Below are 25,101 nucleotides of genomic sequence, written 5' to 3'. Positions count from 1 at the left end.
CGCTGAGCAGGCAACTGAAAAATAATAATCATCGCGCCAGTACTAACCACAACGTGCTTCAGCCAGCTCAGGGAGCGGCCGCCTGAAGGATGACGTGATTTTCTTTTTAACTACAGGTGATTTATGACTTATGTGATTGTTCATGCTCTTGCACCGATTTTTATCATCATGCTGCTGGGGTTCTGGGCCGGGAAGGCCAAAATGGTGGATAACAAGAATGTTTCCCTGCTTAACATCTTTGTGATGGATTTTGCGTTACCGGCGACGCTGTTCAGCGCGACGGTACAGACGCCGTGGACCGGTATTCTTGCGCAGTCACCGCTGGTGCTGGTACTGACTCTGGCAATGTGGATCACCTACGCTGCCATTTATTTCCTGGCGACTAAAGTCTTCAAAAAATCGCCACAGGATGCTGCGGTGCTGACATTGACCGTGGCCCTGCCGAACTACGCGGCGCTCGGCCTGCCGATTCTGGGTAGCGTGCTGGGCGAAGGGGCGGCAACATCGCTTTCCGTCGCCGTGTCGATTGCCTGTGGTTCCGTGCTGATGACGCCGTTCTGCCTGCTGATTCTGGAACGTGAAAAAGCGCGTGCGGAGGGTAATAACACCGGCTCCACGCTGGCGATGCTGCCGGTGCTGATGTGGCGTTCGCTGAAAAAACCTATCGTGATGGGGCCGCTGCTGGGGGTGATCCTCTCCGCTATCGGCATCAAAATGCCGGAGCTGGTGCTGGCGGCGATTAAACCGCTGGGACTGTCGGCGACGGCTGCCGCGCTGTTCCTGACCGGGGTGATCCTCTCTGCCCGTAAGCTACAAATCAACACCATGGTGATCAGCGCGACCATCACCAAGCTGTTGATCCAGCCGGTTATTGCATGGGGTCTGGTGCTGGCGTTTGGCCTGCATGGTTCGGTAGCCATCACCGCGATCCTGATGATTGCGCTGGCGGCAGGCTTCTTCGGCGTGGTCTTTGGTAACCGCTTTGGCGTGCAGTCGCCGGATGCCGAAGCCGTGCTGCTGCTCAGTTCCGTATTGTGTATCCTGTCGCTGCCGCTGTTTATCTCGCTGACTTCAGGACTCTAAGATGACCTCAACATTACGCCCGCACGATCTTATCTGGCTAACCGCGCGTGACGCGCTGGACGGTATCACGGAGTCCTGGGTGGATGACGTGTGGCATACCGGCCTGCCGGTGGTGGTGCGGCGTGATGTTGATGCGCAAGGGCGCATTCCGGTAGGCGTTCGCGGGATGCGTCGTGACCAGCGGGCGGCGGGCTGGGTTCGTCCTGAGCACGTCGTACGCGTGGTCGCGCCGGACGATCTGGTCGAGCCACAGACGCTGCTACGTTCGCCGTTTATCTCGCAGCCGCCGGTACAGGTGGCACTTCAGCTTGCCCAACTGGCGTGGCCGTGGCAGTGGGGAGTGACTGGCAGCGTAGGGTACGCGCTGGCAACCGGTATTCCGGTTATTCATGCCCAGAGCGATCTGGACTTGCTGATCCGTGCGCCGCAGCCGCTGGCACCCGCGCAACTTGAACGCTGGCAGCAATCATTAACGACAGTCCTTTGCCGTGCGGACACCCAGCTGGAGACGCCTTATGGCGGCTTCGCGCTGGCGGAGTGGTTACGCGACGGCAAAGTATTGCTGAAAACCAGCCGGGGGCCGCGTCTGGTACGCGACCCGTGGCGCAGGGAGGAGTCATGAAAATTCTGTTTACCTTTCCGGGGCAGGGAACGCAGCGTCCCGGCATGCTGCAACAGCTTCCCGGTGATGAGATGGAGCAGGCGCGTACGGTGCTGGGCGATGAGGCCGACACGCTGGATTCACCCGAAGCGTTACGTCATACCCGCGCGGTGCAGCTGGCGCTGTTGATCGCCGGCGTTGCCTGGGGCCGGGAGTTACAGCGCCGCGACGTTGAGCCGGATATCGTCAGCGGGCTTTCTATCGGTGCGTATCCCGCCGCGGTTATTGCCGGAGCGCTGGATTTTGCCGATGCGTTAAAACTGGTCGCCCTGCGCGGCGATTTGATGGAGCAGGCGTATCCTCACGGCTACGGGCTGACGGCGATTATGGGCCTGACGCTCAGCCAGGTGGAAGCGCTGCTTGAAGGTAGCGGAGCTTACATCGCGAATCTCAACGCCGAAACGCAGATTGTAATTGCCGGGTCCGATGAAGCAATGGCGGAAGTGGCACGGCGGGCGCTGGAAAAAGGGGCCAGCAAGGCGCATCGTCTGGCGGTAAGCGTGCCGTCGCACTGCGCACTGCTGGCGGAACCGGCGCAAAAGCTGGTGGCAGCTTTCAACAATGTGACGCTTTCCCGTCCGCGCTGCGCTTATCTGAGTGGCAGCACCGGACGCGTACTGTGGCAACCGGAAAAGATCGCCGACGATCTGGCGATGAATATGGCACGCACGGTGCGCTGGCAGGAGGCGGTGATTGCCGCTAATGAACGCGAGGCGCGACTGGCAATCGAGATGCCGCCGGGCGGCATTTTAACCTGTCTGACGCGGCAGGCCGCGTGGGAAGGGGAATCCCTCTCGCTGGACCGCAGCGGGGTAGAGGTTGCGGTACATCTGGCGAAACGGCTACGAGCGCAGGATTGATGACCGATGCGGTTGTTGGCACTGTACCACGTTGCCCGGTGGCGCTGCGCTTACCGGGCCTACGATACGGCATCCGGCTTAACCGCGTGTACGGACCGCTCCCAGAGGGTTGGGGTGAGGGTGTCGGACAGCATACACCGTGCCACGGCGTCATATCACTCAGGCGTTTTCCTGCAAACTGCGGGCATACATGCGACCTTCCGCCGCCAGCGCCAGCAGGTTCGGGTCCATCTCGCGGTTGCGGGCGAAGACAATGGCAATAAGCTGCTGCATCTGATACGGCTGCGAGAGCTTCTGCAATTTTACCGATCCTTCGTACATCTTCTTCATTCGGCCCGGCATCAGGGTAAAACCAACGCCGGCCTGCACCAGACTGAGCATCGAAAAAATATCGTTAACCCGGGTGACGATTTCCGGCTCAAAACCGGCAATATGAAACGCTTCCTGGAACCCCACGTAGGTGGCAAAACCTTCTGCCAGCGAGACAAATTTCTGATCGCGGTAGTCTCGCAGGTCAGCCAGTTTTGTTGTATCCAGCGATGCGCTGGCGGGCGCGGCAAGGTAAATGTCGTCGTGAAACAGCGGCAGCACTTCAAGACTGTTATAGTCGATCTCGCTTTCAGAAATCGAAATCAGGATCGCATCAAGGATGCCGTCTTCCAGCATTCGCAGCAGCGCGTCGTTGGATCCCATCGTCAGATCCATTTCCAGATCCGGACGACGCAGTTTCATCCCCATAATCAGGCGCGGTACGGTCTCCAGCGTCAGTGAATAGAGCGTACCGACGCGTAAACGACCCTGCCCCACGCCAGCGGTTTTGCGCGTCTCTTCCAGGCCGCGCGCCATCAGTTGCGTGACTTCCTGGCAATACTCCAGCAGCGTCACGGCGGCTGGCAGCGCCATCAGATTGCGGCCTTTGTGAATGAACAGCGGGCAGCGCACATTCTCTTCCAGGGTATGCAACGCGCGATGTACGCTGACGCCACTTAACGCCAGCGCCTCGGCGGTGCGGGCGATATTTCCTTTCTCCATAAACGTCATGAAGATGGCGAGTTTGCGAAAGGTAATGTCGCTGGCGATATCCGGGATCATCTTTGGCTGCTCCGTATGAGAAGAATTAGTCGCCCTGGGTCATGGCTTCCAGCTGTTCGTGTGCGTCCAGCCAGGCCATTTCGCACTCCTCCAGACCCGCTTTCGCGCTGGCCTGCTGTTGCAGACAGTCGGTCAGTTCGGCTTTACGACTCTGATCGTACAACTCGCTGTCGCCCAGCTTCTCTTCTGCTTTCGCCAGTTGCGCGTTAAGTTTTTCCATCTCTTTTTCCAGACGGGCAATCTCTTTGCGCAGCGGCTGGGTCAGATTACGCAGTTCCGCTTCACGACGCTTCTGATCTTTACGCGCCTGAGCGCTGTTGGCGTTGTCTTTCGCCGTATCGTCAGGCTGGCTTTCCTGCTTCTGAATGTCGCTCAGCCACTTCTGGTAATCTTCCAGATCGCCGTCAAACGGCTCGACTTTGCCATCGTGGACCAGATAAAGGTCGTCGGTAGTGGAACGCAGCAGGTGACGGTCATGCGACACCACCACCAGCGCGCCTTCAAACTCAATCAGCGCTTCGGTCAGCGCCTGGCGCATGTCGAGGTCGAGGTGGTTGGTGGGTTCATCGAGCAGCAGCAGGTTCGGGCGCTGCCAGACAATTAACGCCAGCACCAGACGCGCTTTTTCACCGCCGGAGAAGCGTTCTGTTCGCTCGGTGACTTTATCGCCCCGGAAGCCAAAGCCGCCAAGGTAGTCGCGCAGCTTCTGCTCCAGCTCTTGCGGTGCCAGCCGCGCCATATGCTGTAACGGGGACTCGTCAGCGCGTAAAAATTCCAGCTGGTGCTGAGCGAAATAACCCAGTTTGATCCCTTTCGCCAGGCCGATTTCGCCGTGCGTCGGGGCCAGTTCACCTGCCAGTAACTTGATTAGCGTCGATTTCCCTGCGCCGTTGCGACCGAGAAGGCCAATGCGCGAACCGGGAACCAGGTTCAATTTAATGGAGTCGAGAATGGTACGCTCGCCATAGCCGGCACTCACTTTTTCCATTTTCAACAGCGGATTAGGCAGGCTTTCCGGGACACGGAAGCTGAAGTGGAACGGGTTATCAACGTGCGCCGGCGCGATAAGCTCCATACGTTCCAGCATCTTCACGCGGCTTTGCGCCTGCTTTGCCTTACTGGCTTTGGCTTTGAAGCGGTCGATAAAGCTTTGCAGATGCGCCACGCGTAGCTGCTGGCTTTCATACGTCGCCTGTTGCTGCGACAGGCGCGTGGCTCGCTGTATCTCAAACGAGCTGTAGTTACCGGTGTATTCAAACATCGACTGCTGTTCGATATGAATGATTTTATCCACCACCGGATCGAGAAAGTCGCGGTCGTGAGAAATCAGGATCAGCGTGCCCTGATAGCTTTTCAGCCAGCGCTCCAGCCAGATCACCGCATCAAGGTCGAGGTGGTTGGTCGGTTCATCCAGCAACAGCAGGTCGGAGCGGCAAATCAGCGCCTGCGCCAGGTTAAGACGCATCCGCCAGCCGCCGGAGAAGTCGCTGACCGGGCGCTCCAGCTGTTCGTTAGAAAAGCCAAGGCCGTGCAGCAGGCTGGACGCGCGTGAACGAATGGTCCAGGCATCAACCGCATCCAGTTTGCCGTGGATGGTCGCAATCGCGTGTCCATCATTGGCGTCATTCGCCGCCTGTAATTGCGCTTCGAGCTGGCGAAATTCACGATCCCCGTCGATAACATAATCCAGAGCCGGTTGCGGCAGGGCGGGCGTTTCCTGATTCACCCAGGCGAGCTGCCAGGTGCCGGGAAACGTAAAGCTACCGGCATCGGCACTCAGCTCATTTTTCAGCAGCGCCAGCAGGGTGGATTTACCGCAGCCGTTTTTACCCACCAGGCCGACTTTCTGGCCCGGATTAATGGTGGCCGTGGCGTTATCCAGCAGGACATGCACGCCGCGGCGAATTTGTAACGAGGAGAAAACAATCATAAGGTGCCGTATGTTCAGACTATGTTAATTTGTCATTATGATAATGTAAGGTTGCTGGCAAAATGCCGCACCGGGGCGCAATGGTAGCCCATAATGAAGACGATAGACAAAATCATTCTGGCAGCAATATGGCCCGAACGAGACAGAACGACAAACCCGGGAGGGGAATGATGTCGCAGACAGCGAAAGTACTGCTGCTGTATGCCCATCCGGAATCACAGGACTCGGTAGCCAACCGGGTTTTGCTTAAGCCGGCCACGCAGCTGCAAAATGTTACCGTGCACGATCTCTATGCGCAGTATCCCGATTTTTTTATTGATATTCCGCGCGAACAGGCGCTGTTGTTGGAGCACGATGTCATCGTGTTTCAGCATCCGCTGTATACCTATAGCTGCCCGGCGCTGCTGAAAGAGTGGCTGGATCGCGTGTTGAGCCGGGGTTTCTCCAGCGGTCCGGGAGGGAACCAACTGGCGGGAAAGTACTGGCGGAGCGTGATCACCACCGGTGAGCCGGAGAGCGCCTATCGGCATGACGCGCTGAATCGCTACCCGATGAGCGATGTTCTGCGCCCTTTTGAGTTAACCGCCGCCATGTGCCGTATGCACTGGCTTAACCCGATTATTGTCTACTGGGCCAGACGACAAACGCCGCAGGAGCTGGCCAGTCGGGCCAAAGCTTACGGTGAGTGGCTGGCGTCACCGCTTAATAATGGAGGTCAGTAATGGAGGGATCCAATCTGTTACTGGCTGGCGTCCTGTTTCTTTTTGCGGCGGTCGTTGCGGTGCCGCTGGCGGCGCGTCTGGGTATCGGCGCGGTGCTGGGCTATCTGCTGGCGGGGATTGCCATCGGCCCGTGGGGGCTGGGGTTTATCAGCGACGTCGACGAGATCCTGCACTTCTCGGAGCTGGGCGTGGTGTTCCTGATGTTTATCATCGGGCTGGAACTGAACCCCGGTAAGCTCTGGGAGTTGCGGCGCTCGATTTTTGGCGTCGGTGCGGCGCAGGTGATCTTCAGCGCGGCGATCCTCGGTGGGCTGCTGATGTTGACGCAGTTTTCGTGGCAGGCGGCGGTGGTCGGTGGGATTGGCCTTGCCATGTCCTCGACGGCGATGGCGCTTCAGCTTATGCGTGAGAAGGGGATGAACCGCAGCGAATCCGGGCAGCTCGGCTTTTCGGTGCTGTTGTTTCAGGATCTGGCGGTGATCCCGGCGCTGGCGCTGGTGCCACTGCTGGCGGGGTCCGGTGACGATCACTTTGACTGGATCAAAATCGGCATGAAAGTGCTGGCGTTTGCCGGGATGCTGATTGGCGGACGTTATTTACTGCGTCCGGTGTTCCGTTTTATCGCCGCCTCCGGCGTGCGCGAAGTGTTTACTGCCGCCACGCTGCTGCTGGTGCTCGGCTCGGCGCTGTTTATGGATGCGCTGGGGCTGTCGATGGCCCTCGGCACTTTTATCGCCGGGATATTGCTGGCGGAAAGCGAATACCGGCACGAGCTGGAATCGTCCATCGATCCGTTTAAAGGCTTGCTGCTGGGGCTGTTTTTTATTTCGGTCGGCATGTCGCTCAACCTGGGCGTGCTCTATACGCATCTGCTGTGGGTGGCATTTAGCGTGTTTGCGCTGGTGGCAGTCAAAATGCTGGTGCTGTATCTGCTGGCGCGCGTGTATGGACTGCGAAGCTCTGAGCGGTTGCAGTTTGCCGGGGTGCTCAGTCAGGGCGGTGAGTTTGCCTTTGTGCTGTTCTCTACGGCCTCGTCGCAAAAGCTATTTCAGAACGATCAGATGGCGCTGCTGCTGGTGACGGTGACGCTGTCGATGATGACCACGCCGCTGTTGATGAAAGCCATCGATAAACGGCTGGCGCGGCAGTTTAACGGCCCGGATGACGAAGATGAAAAACCGTGGGTAGATGACGACAAACCGCAGGTCATTATCGTCGGGTTTGGCCGTTTTGGTCAGGTGATCGGGCGCTTACTGATGGCGAATAAAATGCGTATTACGGTGCTGGAGCGCGATATTAGCGCGGTGGGCCTGATGCGCAAATACGGCTATAAAGTGTATTACGGCGACGCTACCCAGGTGGATTTGCTGCATGCAGCGGGCGCGGCAGAGGCGCAGTCGATCGTTATCACCTGTAATGAGCCGGAAGATACCATGAAGCTGGTGGAAATCTGTCAGCAGCATTTTCCGCAGTTGAAGATTATGGCGCGAGCAAGAGGCCGCGTGGAGGCCCACGAATTGCTCCAGGCGGGGGTTACTCAGTTCTCCCGTGAAACCTTTTCCAGCGCCCTGGAGCTGGGGCGTAAGGCGCTGATTTCGTTAGGCGTGCATCCGCACCAGGCGCACCGCGCGCAGCTTCATTTTCGCCGTCTGGATATGCGAATGCTGCGTGAACTTATGCCGGTACACACCGACACGGTACAGATTTCTCGCGTACAGGAAGCGCGGCGCGAGCTGGAAGAGATTTTCCAGCGTGAAATGCATCAGGAGCGTCACCAGCTTGACGGCTGGGATGGCTCAGATCAGGAGTAAATTATGCCAGTCCGTAAACGTTTTATTGCAGGTGCAAAATGTCCCTCCTGCCAGGCGCAGGACACGCTGGCCATGTGGCGGGAAAATAATGTCGATATAGTTGAATGCGTTAAGTGCGGTCATCAGATGCGCGAGGCCGATAAAGAGGCCCGCGATCATGTGCGCAAAGAAGAGCAGGTGATCGGCATTTTTCATCCGGACTAGCGAGATGCCGCAGGTTTTTTTAAGCTAAAGGGTACACGCGTGCAGAATTCCGCTACAATCTGCGCCACTATTCTTCCCTTGCTCAGGAGATATCATGAAAGTAGCAAAAGACCTGGTGGTCAGCCTGGCCTATCAGGTACGTACAGAAGACGGTGTATTAGTTGATGAGTCTCCGGTAAGTGCGCCGCTGGACTATCTGCATGGTCACGGCTCCCTGATTTCTGGTCTGGAAAATGCGCTGGAAGGCCATGAACCAGGCGATAAATTTGACGTTGCTGTCGAAGCGAATGACGCTTACGGCCAGTACGATGAAAACCTGGTTCAGCGCGTGCCGAAAGACGTCTTTATGGGCGTTGATGAACTGCAAGTCGGCATGCGTTTCCTGGCGGAAACCGATCAGGGTCCGGTACCGGTTGAAATCACTGGCGTTGAAGACGATCACGTCGTGGTTGACGGTAACCACATGCTGGCAGGCCAGAACCTGAAATTCAGCGTGGAAGTGGTTGCGATTCGTGAAGCAACGGCTGAAGAGCTGGAGCACGGTCACGTACACGGCGCGCACGACCATCATGACCACGACCATGGTCACGACGGCTGCTGCGGCGGTCACGGCCATGACCACGATCATGGTAAAGGTGGTTGCGGCGGTCACGGCGGCTGCGGCTGTCATTAATTGTCGTTATCATACTAAAGCGGGGCAACCCGTTTGTGGTTGATGGAAAACCGGCTGTGGATATCGGGGCGACCACCGGGTTGGGCCTCCCTCCGGGAACCCAATCCCGGCGTTTCCCCTGATAAGCCTCTTTGCCAACCATCTGAAAGCGGGGCAACCCGCTTTTTTTACGCCTTAATAATGGGGCGGCGGCGTTTCTTCTGAAGGCGATGCCATGTGCGACGGCTGGCTGGCTTTCAGTTTTTCCGCCATCAGGCGCACGTGTTCCCGCAGTTTCGCCATTTCCATTTCGTGTGCGGTTACCGTCTGGTTAAGATCCTCAATCGTGATCTCCTGAAACGCCAGTCGGCTTTCCAGTTCCGCCAGACGTGCTTCCAATGATTTATCCTGCATGATTCACCTCTTCTCTGCGGCTAGTGGTTGCTGGCGGGCGGATTCTACCCAACTTTGACGTGCCATGCAGCACTGACCTCTTTTTCGAGGAAACTAATTTAAACAAAAATAGTCTGAAAAGATCCGTAATTAGGGAGAGTCCGTCTGTAGATTTCTTCTGCAACGCTTTATAGTACGTTTCTAATTTGAAAGTTAACCTGGGGTGAGATGCCCCGGCCCTGGAGATATGGATGAAATCACTGTTTAAAGTTACTCTGCTGGCGACGACAATGGCTGTCGCGCTGAACGCGCCGCTGACCTTTGCCGCAGAAACTGCAACTACCGCTGCACCGGCTACTGACAGCAAGGCTGCTCCGGCCGCTGACAGCAAAGCTGTGTTCAAAAATGACGACCAGAAGTCTGCTTACGCGCTGGGTGCATCGCTGGGCCGTTACATGGAAAACTCCCTGAAAGAACAAGAAAAACTGGGCATTAAACTGGATAAAGACCAGCTGATCGCCGGTGTTCAGGATGCCTTTGCTGACAAGAGCAAACTCTCCGATCAGGAAATCGAACAGACTCTGCAAGCGTTTGAAACCCGCGTAAAAGCCTCCGCTCAGGCGAAGATGGAAAAAGACGCGGCTGAAAGCGAAGCCAAAGGTAAAGCCTTCCGCGATGCTTTCGCCAAAGAGAAGGGGGTGAAAAAATCCTCTACCGGTCTGCTGTATAAAGTAGAAAAAGCGGGTAGCGGTGACGCGCCTAAAGACAGCGATACCGTGGTTGTAAACTACAAAGGTACGCTGACGGACGGTAAAGAGTTCGATAACTCTTACACCCGTGGCGAGCCGCTCTCTTTCCGTCTGGATGGTGTGATCCCGGGCTGGACTGAAGGCCTGAAAAACATCAAGAAAGGCGGTAAGATCAAACTGGTTATCCCACCAGAACTGGCGTACGGCAAAAACGGCGTTCCGGGTATCCCGGCCAACTCTACGCTGGTCTTTGACGTAGAACTGCTGGACATCAAACCGGCAACCCCTGCCAGCGCGGATGCCCCAGCCGCTGCCGCCGATGATAAAGCCGCAGATGCTGCTAAAAAATAAAAAATGATAATCGCCGCCGCCTCAGGCGGCGGTTTTTTTATTGCATGACGGTATAATTAAATCTGGTCAGCGGAACCTCCGCTGTATTAGTTTATACTCGTCATTCTTCAGGCTGCCTCTGCGTTGGCTACACTCGCCCGCCTATAAGCTCTCCCTTGACGCATCCTGAATGATTTTGCGTATAGTTATTGGTGTTAATCGAGCCTGCCCTGAAAACATAACGACAGGTTCCTGAAAAGGAGTGCTTTCTTTCATGTCCAGGTCGCTTTTAACCAACGAAACCAGCGAACTTGATTTACTGGATCAACGTCCATTCGATCAGACCGACTTCGATATCCTGAAATCCTACGAAGCGGTAGTGGACGGGTTAGCGATGCTTATTGGTTCCCATTGCGAAATCGTGCTGCACTCTCTACAAGATCTAAAGTGTTCCGCCATTCGTATCGCCAACGGCGAGCATACCGGGCGACAAATTGGTTCTCCTATCACCGACCTTGCGCTGCGAATGCTGCATGATATGACCGGCGCAGACAGCAGCGTGTCGAAATGCTACTTCACCCGCGCCAAGAGCGGCGTACTGATGAAGTCGCTGACTATCGCGATACGCAACCGCGATCAGCGGGTGATCGGCCTGCTGTGCATCAACATGAACCTTGACGTGCCGTTCTCACAGATCATGAATACCTTTATCCCCCCGGAAACGCCGGACGTGGGGTCATCGGTTAACTTCGCTTCCTCAGTGGATGATTTGGTCGCGCAAACCCTTGAGTTCACGATTGAAGAGGTGAACGCCGATCGCAACGTGTCGAATAACGCCAAGAACCGCCAGATCGTGCTGAATCTCTATGAAAAAGGCATTTTTGATATTAAAGATGCGATTAACCAGGTTGCCGACCGTCTGAACATTTCCAAGCACACCGTTTATCTTTACATCCGCCAGTTCAAAAGCGGCGATTTTCTGGGGCAGGATAAGTAATGCGTTTTGCCCTGCTGGTGACAGGCCCGGCTTACGGGACTCAACAGGCATCGAGCGCGTGGCAATTTGCCCAGGCGCTGCTGGCTGAAGGGCACGAACTGGCCTGCGTCTTCTTCTATCGTGAAGGCGTTTATAACGCGAATCAGCTTACCTCTCCGGCCAGCGACGAGTTTGATCTGGTGCGGGCGTGGCAGCGTTTGCATCAGGAGCACGGAGTGGCGCTGCATATTTGTGTGGCGGCGGCATTACGCCGTGGGATCACCGATGAGTCCGAATCCGGACATCTGGCACTGCCGGGTGCAAACCTTGAAGAGGGATTTTCCCTCACCGGTCTGGGGGCACTGGCGGAAGCGGCGCTCACCTGTGACAGAGTGGTGCAATTCTGATGAAACGCGTCGCTTTTGTTTTTACCTCCGCGCCGCACGGTTCTGCCGCCGGACGGGAAGGGCTGGATGCACTGCTGGCTACCTCGGCACTGACTGACGACACGGGCGTTTTTTTCCTCGGTGACGGTGTGCTGCAACTGCTGGCCGGTCAGCAGCCCGCGACGATCCTGGCGCGTGATTATATCGCCACGTTTAAAGTGCTCCCGCTGTACGATATCGATAACTGCTGGCTGTGCGCGGCCTCGCTGCGTGAGCGCGGATTCAGCGCCGAAACGCCGCGCGTACTGGACGTTGAGGTGCTGGAGCCTGATGCTCTGCGGGAAAAACTGGATAACTACGACGTCATTATGACGTTTTGAGGCTGACATGCTGCACACCTTGCGCCACTCTCCCTGGCATTGTGATATGACGACCTTACTGCGCATGCTGCGTGAGGGCGACGATCTGCTACTGATCTCCGACGGCGTGCAGGCAGGCGTTGAGGGCAACCGCTTTCTTGAAATGCTGAGTGCCGCCCCCATATCAGTCTATGTGCTTGAAGAAGACGTTAATGCGCGTGGTTTTTCTGCTCAAATTTCGACCAGCATCGTCAGGGTTGACTATACTGGTTTCGTCAGACTCACGATAAAACATTCAGGCCAATTGGCCTGGTGATGACAAGATCGCTGTATATTTCTTGACACCTTTTCTGCACAGCCCTAAAATTCTGCGTCCTCATATTGTATGAGGACGATTTATTACGTGTTTACGAAGCAAAAGCTAAAACCAGGAGCTATTTAATGGCAACAGTTAACCAGCTGGTACGCAAACCACGCGCTCGCAAAGTTGCAAAAAGCAACGTGCCTGCGCTGGAAGCATGCCCGCAAAAACGTGGCGTATGTACTCGTGTATATACTACCACTCCTAAAAAACCGAACTCTGCACTGCGTAAAGTTTGCCGTGTTCGTTTAACTAACGGTTTTGAAGTGACTTCCTACATCGGTGGTGAAGGTCACAACCTACAGGAACACTCCGTGATCCTGATCCGTGGCGGTCGTGTAAAAGACCTCCCGGGTGTTCGTTACCACACCGTTCGTGGTGCGCTTGACTGCTCCGGCGTTAAAGACCGTAAGCAATCACGCTCCAAGTATGGCGTGAAACGTCCTAAGGCTTAATGGTTCTCCGTTAAGTAAGGCCAAACGTTTTATCTTAATGTCAAACTAAACTCTTTGAGTTTTGGACAATCCTGAATTAACAACGGAGTATTTCCATGCCACGTCGTCGCGTCATTGGTCAGCGTAAAATTCTGCCGGATCCGAAGTTCGGATCAGAACTGCTGGCTAAATTTGTCAATATCCTGATGGTAGATGGTAAAAAATCTACTGCAGAAGCAATCGTATACAGCGCGCTGGAGACCCTGGCTCAGCGTTCTGGGAAAAATGAACTGGAAGCTTTCGAAGTCGCTCTCGACAACGTGCGCCCGACTGTAGAAGTTAAGTCTCGCCGCGTTGGTGGTTCTACTTATCAGGTTCCAGTTGAAGTTCGTCCGGTTCGTCGTAATGCCCTGGCAATGCGTTGGATCGTTGAAGCTGCTCGTAAACGCGGTGATAAATCCATGGCTCTGCGCCTGGCGAACGAACTTTCTGATGCTGCTGACAACAAAGGTACAGCAGTTAAGAAACGTGAAGACGTTCACCGTATGGCAGAAGCCAACAAGGCGTTCGCACACTACCGTTGGTAATCCCTTCGGAGTCATAGTCAACAGGCGGGCGCTTCAGGTAAGCGTCCGCACTGGAAAACTTATCTGAACGCCTAATGCAATAAACGAGGAATCAAATGGCTCGTACAACACCCATCGCACGCTATCGTAATATCGGTATCAGTGCGCACATCGACGCCGGTAAAACCACCACTACCGAACGTATTCTGTTCTACACCGGTGTGAACCACAAAATCGGTGAAGTTCATGACGGCGCAGCAACCATGGACTGGATGGAGCAGGAGCAGGAACGTGGTATCACCATCACGTCCGCAGCGACTACTGCATTCTGGTCTGGTATGGCTAAGCAGTATGAACCGCATCGTGTCAACATCATCGACACCCCGGGGCACGTTGACTTCACCATCGAAGTAGAACGTTCCATGCGTGTTCTTGACGGTGCGGTAATGGTTTACTGCGCAGTTGGTGGTGTTCAGCCACAGTCTGAAACCGTATGGCGTCAGGCAAACAAATATAAAGTTCCACGTATCGCGTTCGTTAACAAAATGGACCGTATGGGTGCGAACTTCCTGAAAGTTGTTGGTCAGATCAAATCCCGTCTGGGCGCGAACCCGGTTCCGCTGCAGCTGGCGATTGGTGCTGAAGAAGGTTTCACCGGTGTTGTTGACCTGGTGAAAATGAAAGCCATCAACTGGAACGATGCAGATCAGGGCGTTACCTTCGAATACGAAGATATCCCGGCTGACATGCAGGACCTGGCTGAAGAATGGCACCAGAACCTGATCGAATCCGCAGCTGAAGCTTCTGAAGAGCTGATGGAAAAATACCTGGGTGGTGAAGAACTGACTGAAGAAGAGATCAAATCTGCTCTTCGTCAGCGCGTTCTGAACAACGAAATCATCCTGGTAACCTGTGGTTCTGCGTTCAAGAACAAAGGTGTTCAGGCGATGCTGGATGCGGTAATTGATTACCTGCCGTCCCCGACTGACGTTCCTGCGATCAACGGTATGCTGGACGACGGTAAAGATACTCCGGCTGAGCGTCACGCTAGCGATGAAGAGCCGTTTGCTGCTCTGGCATTTAAAATCGCTACCGACCCGTTCGTGGGTAACCTGACCTTCTTCCGCGTGTACTCTGGCGTGGTTAACTCCGGTGACACCGTACTGAACTCTGTGAAATCTGCTCGTGAACGTTTTGGCCGTATCGTACAGATGCACGCTAACAAACGTGAAGAGATCAAAGAAGTTCGCGCGGGCGACATCGCTGCTGCGATCGGTCTGAAAGACGTAACCACTGGTGACACGCTGTGTAACCCGGATGCGCCGATCATTCTGGAGCGTATGGAATTCCCTGAGCCGGTAATCTCCATCGCTGTAGAACCGAAAACCAAAGCTGACCAGGAAAAAATGGGTCTGGCTCTGGGCCGTCTGGCTAAAGAAGACCCGTCTTTCCGCGTATGGACTGACGAAGAATCTAACCAGACCATTATCGCCGGTATGGGTGAGCTGCACCTCGACATCATCGTTGACCGTATGAAACGCGAATTCAACGTTGAAGCGAACGTCGGTAAACCTCAGGTTGCTTACCGCGAAGCGATTCGCGCGAAAGTTACCGATATCGAAGGTAAACACGCTAAGCAGTCTGGTGGTCGCGGTCAGTACGGTCATGTTGTTATCGACATGTACCCGCTGGAGCCGGGTTCAAACCCGAAAGGCTACGAGTTCGTCAACGACATCAAAGGTGGTGTAATTCCTGGTGAATACATCCCGGCCGTTGATAAAGGCATCCAGGAACAGCTTAAATCTGGTCCGCTGGCTGGCTACCCGGTAGTTGACCTCGGTGTGCGTCTGCACTTCGGTTCTTACCATGACGTTGACTCCTCTGAGCTGGCGTTTAAACTGGCCGCTTCTATCGCCTTTAAAGATGGCTTTAAGAAAGCGAAACCTGTTCTGCTTGAGCCGATCATGAAGGTTGAAGTAGAAACGCCGGAAGAGAACACTGGTGACGTCATCGGTGACCTTAGCCGTCGTCGTGGTATGCTGCGTGGTCAGGAATCTGAAGTAACGGGCGTTAAGATCCATGCTGAAGTACCGCTGTCTGAAATGTTCGGATATGCAACTCAGCTGCGTTCTCTGACTAAAGGTCGTGCATCATATACGATGGAATTCCTGAAGTATGATGACGCACCGAACAACGTTGCTCAGGCCGTAATCGAAGCCCGTGGTAAATAAGCCCCGGGGTTAAAAACCAATGTCCCGTGCCCCCTCAGAGAGGGGGCGCTATAGTAAGGAATATAGCCGTGTCTAAAGAAAAATTTGAACGTACAAAACCGCACGTCAACGTCGGTACTATCGGCCACGTTGACCATGGTAAAACTACTCTGACCGCTGCAATCACCACCGTACTGGCTAAAACCTACGGCGGTGCTGCTCGCGCATTCGACCAGATCGATAACGCGCCGGAAGAAAAAGCTCGTGGTATCACCATCAACACTTCTCACGTTGAATATGACACCCCGACTCGCCACTACGCGCACGTAGACTGCCCGGGCCACGCCGACTATGTTAAAAACATGATCACCGGTGCTGCGCAGATGGACGGCGCGATCCTGGTTGTTGCTGCGACTGACGGCCCGATGCCGCAGACCCGTGAGCACATCCTGCTGGGTCGTCAGGTAGGCGTTCCGTACATCATCGTGTTCCTGAACAAATGCGACATGGTTGATGACGAAGAGCTGCTGGAACTGGTAGAAATGGAAGTTCGTGAACTTCTGTCCCAGTACGACTTCCCGGGCGACGACACGCCGATCGTTCGTGGTTCTGCTCTGAAAGCGCTGGAAGGCGAAGCAGAGTGGGAAGAAAAAATCATCGAACTGGCAGGCTTCCTGGATTCTTACATCCCGGAACCAGAGCGTGCGATTGACAAGCCGTTCCTGCTGCCGATCGAAGACGTATTCTCCATCTCCGGCCGTGGTACCGTTGTTACCGGTCGTGTAGAGCGCGGTATCATCAAAGTGGGTGAAGAAGTTGAAATCGTTGGTATCAAAGATACTGCGAAATCCACCTGTACCGGCGTTGAAATGTTCCGCAAACTGCTGGACGAAGGTCGTGCAGGCGAGAACTGTGGTGTTCTGCTGCGTGGTATCAAGCGTGAAGAAATCCAGCGTGGCCAGGTACTGGCTAAGCCGGGTTCAATCAAGCCGCACACCAAATTCGAATCCGAAGTGTACATCCTGTCCAAAGATGAAGGCGGCCGTCATACTCCGTTCTTCAAAGGCTACCGTCCGCAGTTCTACTTCCGTACAACTGACGTGACTGGCACCATCGAACTGCCGGAAGGCGTAGAGATGGTAATGCCGGGCGACAACATCAAAATGGTTGTTACCCTGATCCACCCGATCGCGATGGACGACGGTCTGCGTTTCGCAATCCGTGAAGGCGGCCGTACCGTTGGCGCGGGCGTTGTTGCTAAAGTTCTCGGTTAATTGCTGATAACATTTGACGCAATGCGCAATAAAAGGGCATCATTTGATGCCCTTTTTGCACGCTTTCGAACCAGAACCTGGCTCATCAGTGATTTTTTAAGTCATAATCATTGCTGAGACAGGCTCTGTAGAGGGCGTTTGAGGAAGTATATAGCACCGAAACGCAGCAGCGCATTTCGGTTTGGCTCGCCTCGCTTACGCGGGGTGAAAATGTTTGTCTGAATTCTGATGACAGGTTGGTTTATGAGTGCGAATACCGAAGCTCAAGGGAGCGGGCGCGGCCTGGAAGCGATGAAGTGGGTGGTTGTTGCTGTATTGCTCCTCGTAGCTATCGTCGGCAACTATCTTTATCGTGACATGATGCTGCCGCTACGCGCGCTGGCAGTAGTAATTCTTATTGCTGCAGCGGGTGGTGTCGCGCTGTTGACAACGAAAGGCAAGGCGACCGTTGCTTTTGCCCGCGAAGCGAGAACCGAAGTCCGTAAGGTGATTTGGCCAACTCGTCAGGAAACGTTACACACTACGTTAATCGTGGCTGCAGTGACTGCTGTCATGTCGCTGATCCTGTGGGGGCTGGATGGTATTCTGGTCCGCCTGGTATCCTTTATCACTGGCCTGAGGTTCTGAGATGTCTGAAGCTCCTAAAAAGCGCTGGTACGTCGTTCAGGCGTTTTCCGGTTTTGAAGGCCGCGTAGCGACTTCGCTGCGTGAGCATATCAAATTACACAATATGGAAGAGTTGTTTGGTGAAGTCATGGTCCCGACCGAAGAAGTGGTCGAAATCCGTGGCGGCCAGCGTCGCAAAAGCGAGCGCAAATTCTTCCCAGGCTACGTGCTGGTCCAGATGGTGATGAACGACGCGAGCTGGCACCTGGTGCGTAGCGTACCGCGCGTAATGGGTTTCATCGGTGGCACCTCTGACCGTCCTGCGCCAATCAGCGACAAAGAAGTTGATGCGATCATGAACCGCCTGCAACAGGTTGGCGATAAACCGCGTCCGAAAACGCTGTTCGAGCCGGGTGAAATGGTTCGGGTTAGCGATGGTCCGTTTGCTGACTTCAACGGTGTGGTTGAAGAAGTGGACTACGAGAAGTCTCGTCTGAAAGTGTCCGTTTCTATCTTTGGTCGTGCGACCCCGGTAGAACTGGACTTTGCGCAGGTCGAAAAAGCGTAAGCGGGCGATCAAAAAAGCGACGATTTAATCGTTGCACAGGGCGCGAAATTGACATACAATTTCGCGCCTTTTGTTTTTATGGGCATAGCCCGTAAAACGATATTTATCACGGGGAGCCTTGCATAAAGGCGCTATAACCCAATTCGAGGAATTTAGAATGGCTAAGAAAGTACAAGCCTACGTCAAGCTGCAGGTTGCAGCTGGTATGGCAAACCCGAGTCCGCCGGTTGGTCCAGCACTGGGTCAGCAGGGCGTGAACATCATGGAATTCTGCAAAGCGTTCAACGCAAAAACAGATTCTATGGAAAAAGGTCTGCCGATTCCGGTTGTTATCACCGTTTACGCTGACCGTTCTTTCACCTTCATTACCAAAACGCCTCCGGCAGCAGTTCTGCTGAAGAAAGCCGCTGGTATCAAGTCTGGTTCCGGCAAGCCGAACAAAGACAAAGTAGGTAAAATTTCCCGCGCTCAGTTGCAGGAAATCGCGCAGACCAAAGCTGCCGACATGACTGGTGCCGATGTTGAAGCGATGACTCGCTCAATTGAAGGTACTGCACGTTCCATGGGCCTGGTAGTGGAGGATTAAGAAATGGCTAAACTGACCAAGCGCATGCGTGTGATCCGTGAGAAAGTTGATGTAACTAAACAGTATGACATCAATGAAGCTATCTCTCTGCTGAAAGAACTGGCGACTGCTAAGTTCGTAGAAAGCGTAGACGTTGCCGTTAACCTCGGCATCGACGCGCGTAAATCTGACCAGAACGTACGTGGTGCAACTGTACTGCCGCACGGTACTGGCCGTTCCGTTCGCGTAGCCGTATTTGCCCAGGGCGCAAACGCTGAAGCTGCTAAAGCTGCCGGCGCTGAACTGGTAGGTATGGAAGATCTGGCTGACCAGATCAAAAAAGGCGAAATGAACTTTGACGTTGTTATTGCTTCTCCGGATGCAATGCGCGTTGTTGGCCAGCTGGGCCAGGTTCTGGGTCCGCGTGGCCTGATGCCTAACCCGAAAGTCGGTACCGTAACCCCGAACGTTGCTGAAGCGGTTAAGAACGCTAAAGCAGGTCAGGTTCGTTATCGTAACGACAAAAACGGCATCATCCACACCACCATCGGTAAAGTGGATTTTGACGCTGACAAACTGAAAGAAAACCTGGAATCCCTGCTGGTTGCGCTGAAAAAAGCCAAACCGACTCAGGCGAAAGGCGTGTACATCAAGAAAGTTAGCCTCTCCACCACCATGGGTGCTGGCATTGCCGTTGATCAAGCTGGTCTGAGCGCTTCCGCGAACTAAGATTAGCTTTACGTGGGCGGTGGATTTGTCTACAATCTTCGCCCACGATTCCTCTAACCTCGGTTAGGGGACAACAGATTTGTTCGTTGGAGCCTGGCCTATCCAGGCCTCCGTCGAAGACCGCAGGAGTTTCGTAAGAGACTTAATCCCCTGCGTAGACGGTGACAGAACGCTAAGATTATTTCTGATACTCTGGCTTGTTTCTGCTCACCGTATTAAGACGCTCTTTCCGTTGGGGAGAGTGAAGTGAGTTCCAGAGCATGAGCTCTGGCAAACATCCAGGAGCAAAGCTAATGGCTTTAAATCTTCAAGACAAACAAGCGATTGTTGCTGAAGTCAGCGAAGTAGCCAAAGGCGCGCTGTCTGCAGTAGTTGCGGATTCCCGTGGCGTGACTGTAGACAAAATGACTGAACTGCGTAAAGCAGGTCGCGAAGCTGGCGTATACATGCGTGTTGTTCGTAACACCCTGCTGCGTCGTGCTGTTGAAGGTACTCAGTTCGAGTGCCTGAAAGATGCGTTTGTTGGTCCGACCCTGATTGCATACTCTATGGAACACCCGGGCGCTGCTGCTCGTCTGTTCAAAGAGTTCGCGAAAGCGAATGCAAAATTTGAGGTCAAAGCCGCAGCCTTTGAAGGTGAGTTGATCCCGGCATCGCAAATCGATCGCCTGGCAACCCTGCCGACCTACGAAGAAGCAATTGCACGCCTGATGGCAACCATGAAAGAAGCTTCGGCTGGCAAACTGGTTCGTACTCTGGCTGCTGTACGCGATGCGAAAGAAGCGGCCTAATCGCCACTATCTTTATCAAGCATCTGCTTACGTATAAACTTATTCTGATTTTCAGGAACAATTTAAATGTCTATCACTAAAGATCAAATCATTGAAGCAGTATCCGCTATGTCCGTAATGGACGTTGTAGAACTGATCTCTGCAATGGAAGAAAAATTCGGTGTTTCTGCTGCTGCCGCTGTAGCTGTAGCTGCTGGCCCGGCTGAAGCTGCTGAAGAAAAAACTGAGTTCGACGTAATTCTGAAAGGTATTGGCGCGAACAAAGTTGCAGTAATCAAAGCAGTACGTGGCGCAACTGGTCTGGGCCTGAAAGAAGCTAAAGACCTGGTAGAATCTGCTCCGGCCGCTCTGAAAGAAGGCGTGAGCAAAGATGACGCTGAAGCACTGAAAAAATCTCTGGAAGAAGCTGGCGCTGAAGTTGAAGTTAAATAAGCCAACCCTTCCGGTTGCAGCCTGAGAAATCAGGCTGATGGCTGGTGACTTTTTAGTCACCAGCCTTTTTGCGCTGTAAGGCACTAGTAGCATTTCACACTGTTTGACTACTGGTTGTCCTGACAATGCTTGTTTCTATCGACGCCTTAATATACTGCGACAGAGCGTCTGTTCTGTGTAAATCGCAATGAAATGGTTTAAGCGTGATAGCAACAGGCATTGCGGAAAGTGTTCCATTTTCCGGTCAACAAAATAGTGTTGCATAAACTGCCCCTTTGCTGGGCAGCGTGGGTCGACTTGTCAGCGAGCTGAGGAACCCTAATGGTTTACTCCTATACCGAGAAAAAACGTATTCGTAAGGATTTTGGAAAGCGTCCGCAGGTTCTGGACATTCCTTATCTCCTTTCCATCCAGCTTGACTCGTTTCAGAAGTTTATCGAGCAAGATCCTGAAGGGCAGTATGGTCTGGAAGCAGCTTTCCGTTCCGTATTCCCGATTGCCAGCTATAGCGGTAATTCTGAGCTACAGTACGTCAGCTATCGCCTGGGCGAGCCAGTATTTGACGTGCAGGAATGTCAGATCCGTGGCGTGACCTATTCGGCACCGCTGCGCGTAAAACTGCGTCTGGTGATCTACGAGCGTGAAGCGCCGGAAGGCACCGTTAAAGATATTAAAGAACAAGAAGTGTACATGGGCGAAATTCCGCTCATGACCGATAACGGTACCTTTGTTATCAACGGTACTGAGCGTGTTATCGTTTCTCAGTTGCACCGTAGCCCAGGCGTCTTCTTTGACTCCGACAAAGGCAAAACCCACTCTTCGGGTAAAGTGCTGTATAACGCGCGTATCATTCCTTACCGTGGTTCCTGGCTGGACTTCGAATTCGATCCGAAAGACAACCTGTTTGTCCGTATCGACCGTCGTCGTAAACTGCCTGCAACCATCATTCTGCGTGCATTGCAGTACACCACTGAGCAGATCCTTGACCTGTTCTTTGAGAAAGTTGTCTTCGAAATTCGCGACAACAAGCTGCAAATGGAACTGGTGCCGGAACGCCTGCGCGGCGAAACCGCCTCCTTTGACATTGAAGCCAATGGCAAAATCTACGTCGAAAAAGCTCGCCGTATTACTGCGCGCCATATTCGCCAGCTGGAAAAAGACGATATCAAGCATATCGAAGTTCCGGTTGAGTATATCGCAGGTAAAGTTGCGGCCAGAGACTACGTTGACGAATCCACTGGTGAGCTGATCTGCCCGGCAAACATGGAGCTAAGCCTCGATCTGCTGGCTAAGCTGAGCCAGGCTGGTCACAAGCGTATTGAAACGCTGTTCACCAACGATCTGGATCACGGTGCGTATATTTCTGAAACGATTCGCGTCGACCCAACTAACGATCGCCTGAGCGCACTGGTAGAAATCTACCGTATGATGCGCCCTGGTGAGCCGCCGACACGTGAAGCCGCTGAAAGCCTGTTCGAGAACCTGTTCTTCTCTGAAGACCGCTACGATCTGTCTGCGGTAGGTCGTATGAAGTTCAACCGTTCTCTGCTGCGCGATGAAATCGAAGGCTCTGGTATCCTGAGCAAAGACGACATCATCGAAGTCATGAGAAAACTCATCGGTATCCGTAACGGTATCGGCGAAGTCGATGACATCGACCACCTCGGCAACCGTCGTATCCGTTCCGTAGGCGAAATGGCGGAAAACCAGTTCCGCGTTGGCCTGGTACGTGTTGAGCGTGCGGTGAAAGAGCGTCTGTCTTTAGGCGATCTGGATACCCTGATGCCTCAGGATATGATCAACGCCAAACCGATTTCTGCGGCAGTGAAAGAGTTCTTTGGTTCCAGCCAGCTGTCTCAGTTTATGGACCAGAACAACCCGCTGTCTGAGATTACGCACAAACGTCGTATCTCCGCACTCGGCCCAGGCGGTCTGACCCGTGAACGCGCAGGCTTCGAAGTTCGAGACGTACACCCGACACACTACGGTCGCGTATGTCCTATCGAAACGCCTGAAGGTCCGAACATCGGTCTGATCAACTCCCTGTCCGTGTACGCACAGACTAACGAATACGGTTTCCTCGAGACTCCGTATCGTAAAGTGACTGACGGTGTCGTAACCGACGAAATTCACTACCTGTCTGCTATCGAAGAGGGCAACTACGTTATCGCTCAGGCGAACTCCAACCTGGATGACGAAGGCCACTTTGTAGAAGATCTGGTTACCTGCCGTAGCAAAGGCGAATCCAGCTTGTTCAGCCGCGATCAGGTTGACTACATGGACGTATCCACTCAGCAGGTGGTATCCGTCGGTGCGTCCCTGATCCCGTTCCTGGAGCACGATGACGCCAACCGTGCATTGATGGGTGCGAACATGCAACGTCAGGCCGTTCCAACTCTGCGTGCTGATAAGCCGCTGGTTGGTACTGGTATGGAACGTGCTGTTGCCGTTGACTCCGGTGTTACGGCAGTTGCTAAGCGTGGCGGTACCGTACAGTACGTCGATGCATCCCGTATCGTTATCAAAGTTAACGAAGATGAGATGTATCCGGGCGAAGCGGGTATCGACATCTATAACCTGACCAAATACACCCGTTCTAACCAGAACACCTGTATCAACCAGATGCCGTGTGTGTCTCTGGGTGAGCCAATCGAGCGCGGCGACGTGCTGGCAGATGGCCCGTCCACCGACCTCGGTGAACTGGCGCTGGGTCAGAACATGCGCGTGGCGTTCATGCCGTGGAACGGTTACAACTTCGAAGACTCCATCCTCGTATCCGAGCGTGTTGTTCAGGAAGACCGTTTCACCACCATCCATATTCAGGAACTGGCGTGTGTGTCCCGTGACACCAAGCTGGGGCCAGAAGAGATCACCGCTGATATCCCGAACGTGGGTGAAGCTGCGCTCTCCAAACTGGATGAATCCGGTATCGTTTACATTGGTGCAGAAGTGACCGGTGGCGACATTCTGGTTGGTAAGGTAACGCCGAAAGGTGAAACCCAGCTGACCCCAGAAGAGAAGCTGCTGCGTGCAATCTTCGGTGAGAAAGCGTCTGACGTTAAAGACTCTTCTCTGCGCGTACCAAACGGTGTTTCCGGTACGATCATCGACGTTCAGGTCTTTACCCGTGATGGCGTGGAAAAAGACAAACGTGCGCTGGAAATCGAAGAGATGCAGCTCAAACAGGCCAAAAAAGACCTGTCTGAAGAACTACAAATCCTCGAAGCTGGCCTGTTCAGTCGTATCTACGCGGTGCTGGTTGCCGGTGGCGTTGAAGCTGAGAAGCTCGACAAACTGCCGCGCGATCGCTGGCTGGAACTCGGCCTGACCGACGAAGAGAAACAAAATCAGCTGGAACAGCTGGCTGAGCAGTACGATGAACTGAAACACGAGTTCGAGAAAAAACTCGAAGCGAAACGCCGTAAAATCACTCAGGGCGACGATCTGGCACCGGGCGTGCTGAAAATCGTTAAGGTTTATCTGGCGGTTAAACGTCGGATCCAGCCTGGTGACAAGATGGCAGGTCGTCACGGTAACAAAGGTGTTATCTCCAAGATCAACCCGATCGAAGATATGCCTCACGACGCTAACGGTACGCCGGTAGACATCGTGCTGAACCCGCTGGGTGTACCGTCTCGTATGAACATCGGTCAGATCCTGGAAACTCACCTGGGTATGGCTGCGAAAGGTATCGGCGATAAGATTAACGCCATGCTCAAACAGCAGCAGGAAGTCGCCAAACTGCGCGAATTCATCCAGCGTGCCTACGATCTGGGCGCTGATGTGCGTCAGAAAGTTGACCTGAACACCTTCAGCGATGAAGAAGTTCTGCGTCTGGCTGAAAACCTGAAAAAAGGCATGCCGATCGCAACGCCGGTCTTCGACGGTGCGAAAGAGTCTGAAATCAAGGAACTGTTACAGCTGGGTGGCCTGCCGACTTCCGGTCAGATCACACTGTTCGACGGTCGTACCGGCGAGCAGTTCGAACGCCAGGTTACCGTCGGCTATATGTACATGCTGAAACTGAACCACCTGGTTGATGACAAGATGCACGCGCGTTCTACCGGTTCTTACAGCCTGGTTACTCAGCAGCCGCTGGGTGGTAAGGCGCAGTTCGGTGGTCAGCGCTTCGGGGAGATGGAAGTGTGGGCGCTGGAAGCTTATGGCGCAGCATACACCCTGCAGGAAATGCTCACCGTTAAGTCTGATGACGTGAACGGTCGTACTAAGATGTATAAAAACATCGTGGACGGCAACCATCAGATGGAACCGGGCATGCCGGAATCCTTCAACGTACTGTTGAAAGAGATCCGTTCGCTGGGTATCAACATCGAGCTGGAAGACGAGTAACTCTCGC

At 54.0% G+C, this 25,101-nt stretch carries 26 protein-coding genes; 23 read left to right on the top strand and 3 right to left on the bottom strand.

Going from position 1 to position 25,101, the window contains the following annotated elements:
* Positions 1–123 precede the first annotated feature (123 nt).
* The 3 genes from INT84_RS14360 to mdcH are packed head-to-tail and all read left to right on the top strand — an operon-like array spanning position 124 to position 2,604.
* On the top strand, positions 124–1,083 hold the full coding sequence (locus INT84_RS14360) for an AEC family transporter (RefSeq protein WP_194207326.1): 960 nt from the start codon (positions 124–126) through the stop codon (positions 1,081–1,083).
* Position 1,084: 1 nt separating this feature from the next.
* Positions 1,085–1,705: a malonate decarboxylase holo-ACP synthase gene (locus INT84_RS14355; protein ID WP_194207325.1), complete on the top strand. Its 621-nt coding sequence runs from the start codon at positions 1,085–1,087 to the stop codon at positions 1,703–1,705.
* Positions 1,702–2,604, top strand: coding sequence for a malonate decarboxylase subunit epsilon (gene mdcH / locus INT84_RS14350; protein ID WP_194207324.1), 903 nt, complete (start codon positions 1,702–1,704; stop codon positions 2,602–2,604). Before INT84_RS14355 ends, mdcH begins: the two co-directional genes overlap by 4 nt.
* Before the next feature lie 159 nt (positions 2,605–2,763).
* Here the strand turns inward: mdcH and INT84_RS14345 are convergent, their stop codons facing one another.
* Positions 2,764–3,696 carry a LysR family transcriptional regulator gene (locus tag INT84_RS14345; RefSeq protein WP_194207323.1) on the bottom strand — a complete coding sequence of 311 codons (933 nt, stop codon included), beginning with the start codon at positions 3,694–3,696 and terminating at the stop codon, positions 2,764–2,766.
* Between the two features lie 25 nt (positions 3,697–3,721).
* Positions 3,722–5,626, bottom strand: coding sequence for an ABC transporter ATP-binding protein (locus tag INT84_RS14340; protein ID WP_194207322.1), 1,905 nt, complete (start codon positions 5,624–5,626; stop codon positions 3,722–3,724).
* Between the two features lie 170 nt (positions 5,627–5,796).
* On the opposite strand from INT84_RS14340, the gene kefG reads away from it, so the two are divergent.
* The 4 genes from kefG to slyD all read left to right on the top strand — a co-directional run bounded on the left by kefG (position 5,797) and on the right by slyD (position 9,036).
* Positions 5,797–6,348, top strand: coding sequence for a glutathione-regulated potassium-efflux system ancillary protein KefG (kefG, locus tag INT84_RS14335; RefSeq protein ID WP_176916768.1), 552 nt, complete (start codon positions 5,797–5,799; stop codon positions 6,346–6,348).
* Positions 6,348–8,159, top strand: coding sequence for a glutathione-regulated potassium-efflux system protein KefB (gene kefB / locus INT84_RS14330; RefSeq protein WP_194207321.1), 1,812 nt, complete (start codon positions 6,348–6,350; stop codon positions 8,157–8,159). The genes kefG and kefB overlap by 1 nt, the downstream gene beginning before the upstream one ends.
* 3 nt (positions 8,160–8,162) lie before the next feature.
* Positions 8,163–8,363, top strand: coding sequence for a YheV family putative zinc ribbon protein (locus INT84_RS14325; protein WP_103677285.1), 201 nt, complete (start codon positions 8,163–8,165; stop codon positions 8,361–8,363).
* Between the two features lie 94 nt (positions 8,364–8,457).
* Positions 8,458–9,036, top strand: a complete 579-nt coding sequence (slyD, locus tag INT84_RS14320; RefSeq protein ID WP_194207320.1) for a peptidylprolyl isomerase — start codon at positions 8,458–8,460, stop codon at positions 9,034–9,036.
* A 174-nt stretch (positions 9,037–9,210) separates the two neighbouring features.
* On the opposite strand, the gene INT84_RS14315 is transcribed toward slyD, so the two are convergent.
* Positions 9,211–9,429: a protein SlyX gene (locus tag INT84_RS14315; RefSeq protein ID WP_176916740.1), complete on the bottom strand. Its 219-nt coding sequence runs from the start codon at positions 9,427–9,429 to the stop codon at positions 9,211–9,213.
* Between the two features lie 230 nt (positions 9,430–9,659).
* Here INT84_RS14315 and fkpA point away from each other — a divergent pair, with 230 nt between their 5' ends.
* The 16 genes from fkpA to rpoB all read left to right on the top strand — a co-directional run bounded on the left by fkpA (position 9,660) and on the right by rpoB (position 25,094).
* Positions 9,660–10,508 carry an FKBP-type peptidyl-prolyl cis-trans isomerase gene (gene fkpA, locus INT84_RS14310; protein ID WP_194207319.1) on the top strand — a complete coding sequence of 283 codons (849 nt, stop codon included), beginning with the start codon at positions 9,660–9,662 and terminating at the stop codon, positions 10,506–10,508.
* 253 nt (positions 10,509–10,761) lie between these two features.
* Positions 10,762–11,484, top strand: a complete 723-nt coding sequence (locus INT84_RS14305; RefSeq protein ID WP_176916738.1) for a transcriptional regulator — start codon at positions 10,762–10,764, stop codon at positions 11,482–11,484.
* On the top strand, positions 11,484–11,870 hold the full coding sequence (gene tusD / locus INT84_RS14300) for a sulfurtransferase complex subunit TusD (protein WP_194207318.1): 387 nt from the start codon (positions 11,484–11,486) through the stop codon (positions 11,868–11,870). The genes INT84_RS14305 and tusD overlap by 1 nt, the downstream gene beginning before the upstream one ends.
* On the top strand, positions 11,870–12,229 hold the full coding sequence (gene tusC / locus INT84_RS14295; RefSeq protein WP_194207317.1) for a sulfurtransferase complex subunit TusC: 360 nt from the start codon (positions 11,870–11,872) through the stop codon (positions 12,227–12,229). The genes tusD and tusC overlap by 1 nt, the downstream gene beginning before the upstream one ends.
* Before the next feature lie 7 nt (positions 12,230–12,236).
* Positions 12,237–12,524 (top strand): sulfurtransferase complex subunit TusB, encoded by a 288-nt coding sequence (gene tusB / locus INT84_RS14290; RefSeq protein ID WP_194207316.1) that lies wholly within the window; start codon positions 12,237–12,239, stop codon positions 12,522–12,524.
* Positions 12,525–12,649: 125 nt separating this feature from the next.
* Entirely contained in the window at positions 12,650–13,024 is a 375-nt protein-coding gene (gene rpsL / locus INT84_RS14285; RefSeq protein WP_003023654.1) for a 30S ribosomal protein S12, read from the top strand.
* Between the two features lie 95 nt (positions 13,025–13,119).
* On the top strand, positions 13,120–13,590 hold the full coding sequence (gene rpsG / locus INT84_RS14280) for a 30S ribosomal protein S7 (RefSeq protein WP_004106370.1): 471 nt from the start codon (positions 13,120–13,122) through the stop codon (positions 13,588–13,590).
* A gap of 95 nt (positions 13,591–13,685) precedes the next feature.
* A complete protein-coding gene (gene fusA, locus INT84_RS14275) occupies positions 13,686–15,800 on the top strand; it encodes an elongation factor G (protein WP_176916734.1) in 2,115 nt (704 codons plus the stop codon).
* Between the two features lie 68 nt (positions 15,801–15,868).
* Positions 15,869–17,053 carry an elongation factor Tu gene (gene tuf / locus INT84_RS14270; protein ID WP_194207315.1) on the top strand — a complete coding sequence of 395 codons (1,185 nt, stop codon included), beginning with the start codon at positions 15,869–15,871 and terminating at the stop codon, positions 17,051–17,053.
* A 243-nt stretch (positions 17,054–17,296) separates the two neighbouring features.
* On the top strand, positions 17,297–17,680 hold the full coding sequence (secE, locus tag INT84_RS14265) for a preprotein translocase subunit SecE (RefSeq protein ID WP_003033128.1): 384 nt from the start codon (positions 17,297–17,299) through the stop codon (positions 17,678–17,680).
* 1 nt (position 17,681) lies between these two features.
* Positions 17,682–18,227 carry a transcription termination/antitermination protein NusG gene (gene nusG, locus INT84_RS14260; RefSeq protein WP_002438628.1) on the top strand — a complete coding sequence of 182 codons (546 nt, stop codon included), beginning with the start codon at positions 17,682–17,684 and terminating at the stop codon, positions 18,225–18,227.
* A gap of 157 nt (positions 18,228–18,384) precedes the next feature.
* Positions 18,385–18,813, top strand: coding sequence for a 50S ribosomal protein L11 (rplK, locus tag INT84_RS14255; protein WP_176919487.1), 429 nt, complete (start codon positions 18,385–18,387; stop codon positions 18,811–18,813).
* 3 nt (positions 18,814–18,816) lie between these two features.
* On the top strand, positions 18,817–19,521 hold the full coding sequence (rplA, locus tag INT84_RS14250) for a 50S ribosomal protein L1 (RefSeq protein ID WP_194207314.1): 705 nt from the start codon (positions 18,817–18,819) through the stop codon (positions 19,519–19,521).
* A gap of 293 nt (positions 19,522–19,814) precedes the next feature.
* Positions 19,815–20,312: a 50S ribosomal protein L10 gene (gene rplJ / locus INT84_RS14245; RefSeq protein ID WP_015966390.1), complete on the top strand. Its 498-nt coding sequence runs from the start codon at positions 19,815–19,817 to the stop codon at positions 20,310–20,312.
* A gap of 66 nt (positions 20,313–20,378) precedes the next feature.
* Positions 20,379–20,744, top strand: a complete 366-nt coding sequence (rplL, locus tag INT84_RS14240) for a 50S ribosomal protein L7/L12 (protein ID WP_049842133.1) — start codon at positions 20,379–20,381, stop codon at positions 20,742–20,744.
* Between the two features lie 321 nt (positions 20,745–21,065).
* Complete coding sequence (gene rpoB / locus INT84_RS14235) at positions 21,066–25,094, top strand: DNA-directed RNA polymerase subunit beta (protein WP_194207313.1); 4,029 nt, start codon at positions 21,066–21,068, stop codon at positions 25,092–25,094.
* Positions 25,095–25,101: the final 7 nt, after the last annotated feature.

It is taken from the genome of Superficieibacter sp. 1612_C1, assembly GCF_015234305.1.
Lineage (GTDB): Bacteria > Pseudomonadota > Gammaproteobacteria > Enterobacterales > Enterobacteriaceae > Superficieibacter.
The sequence above is the reverse complement of the archived record's forward strand: the minus strand, read 5'-3'. Positions and strand labels throughout refer to the sequence as shown.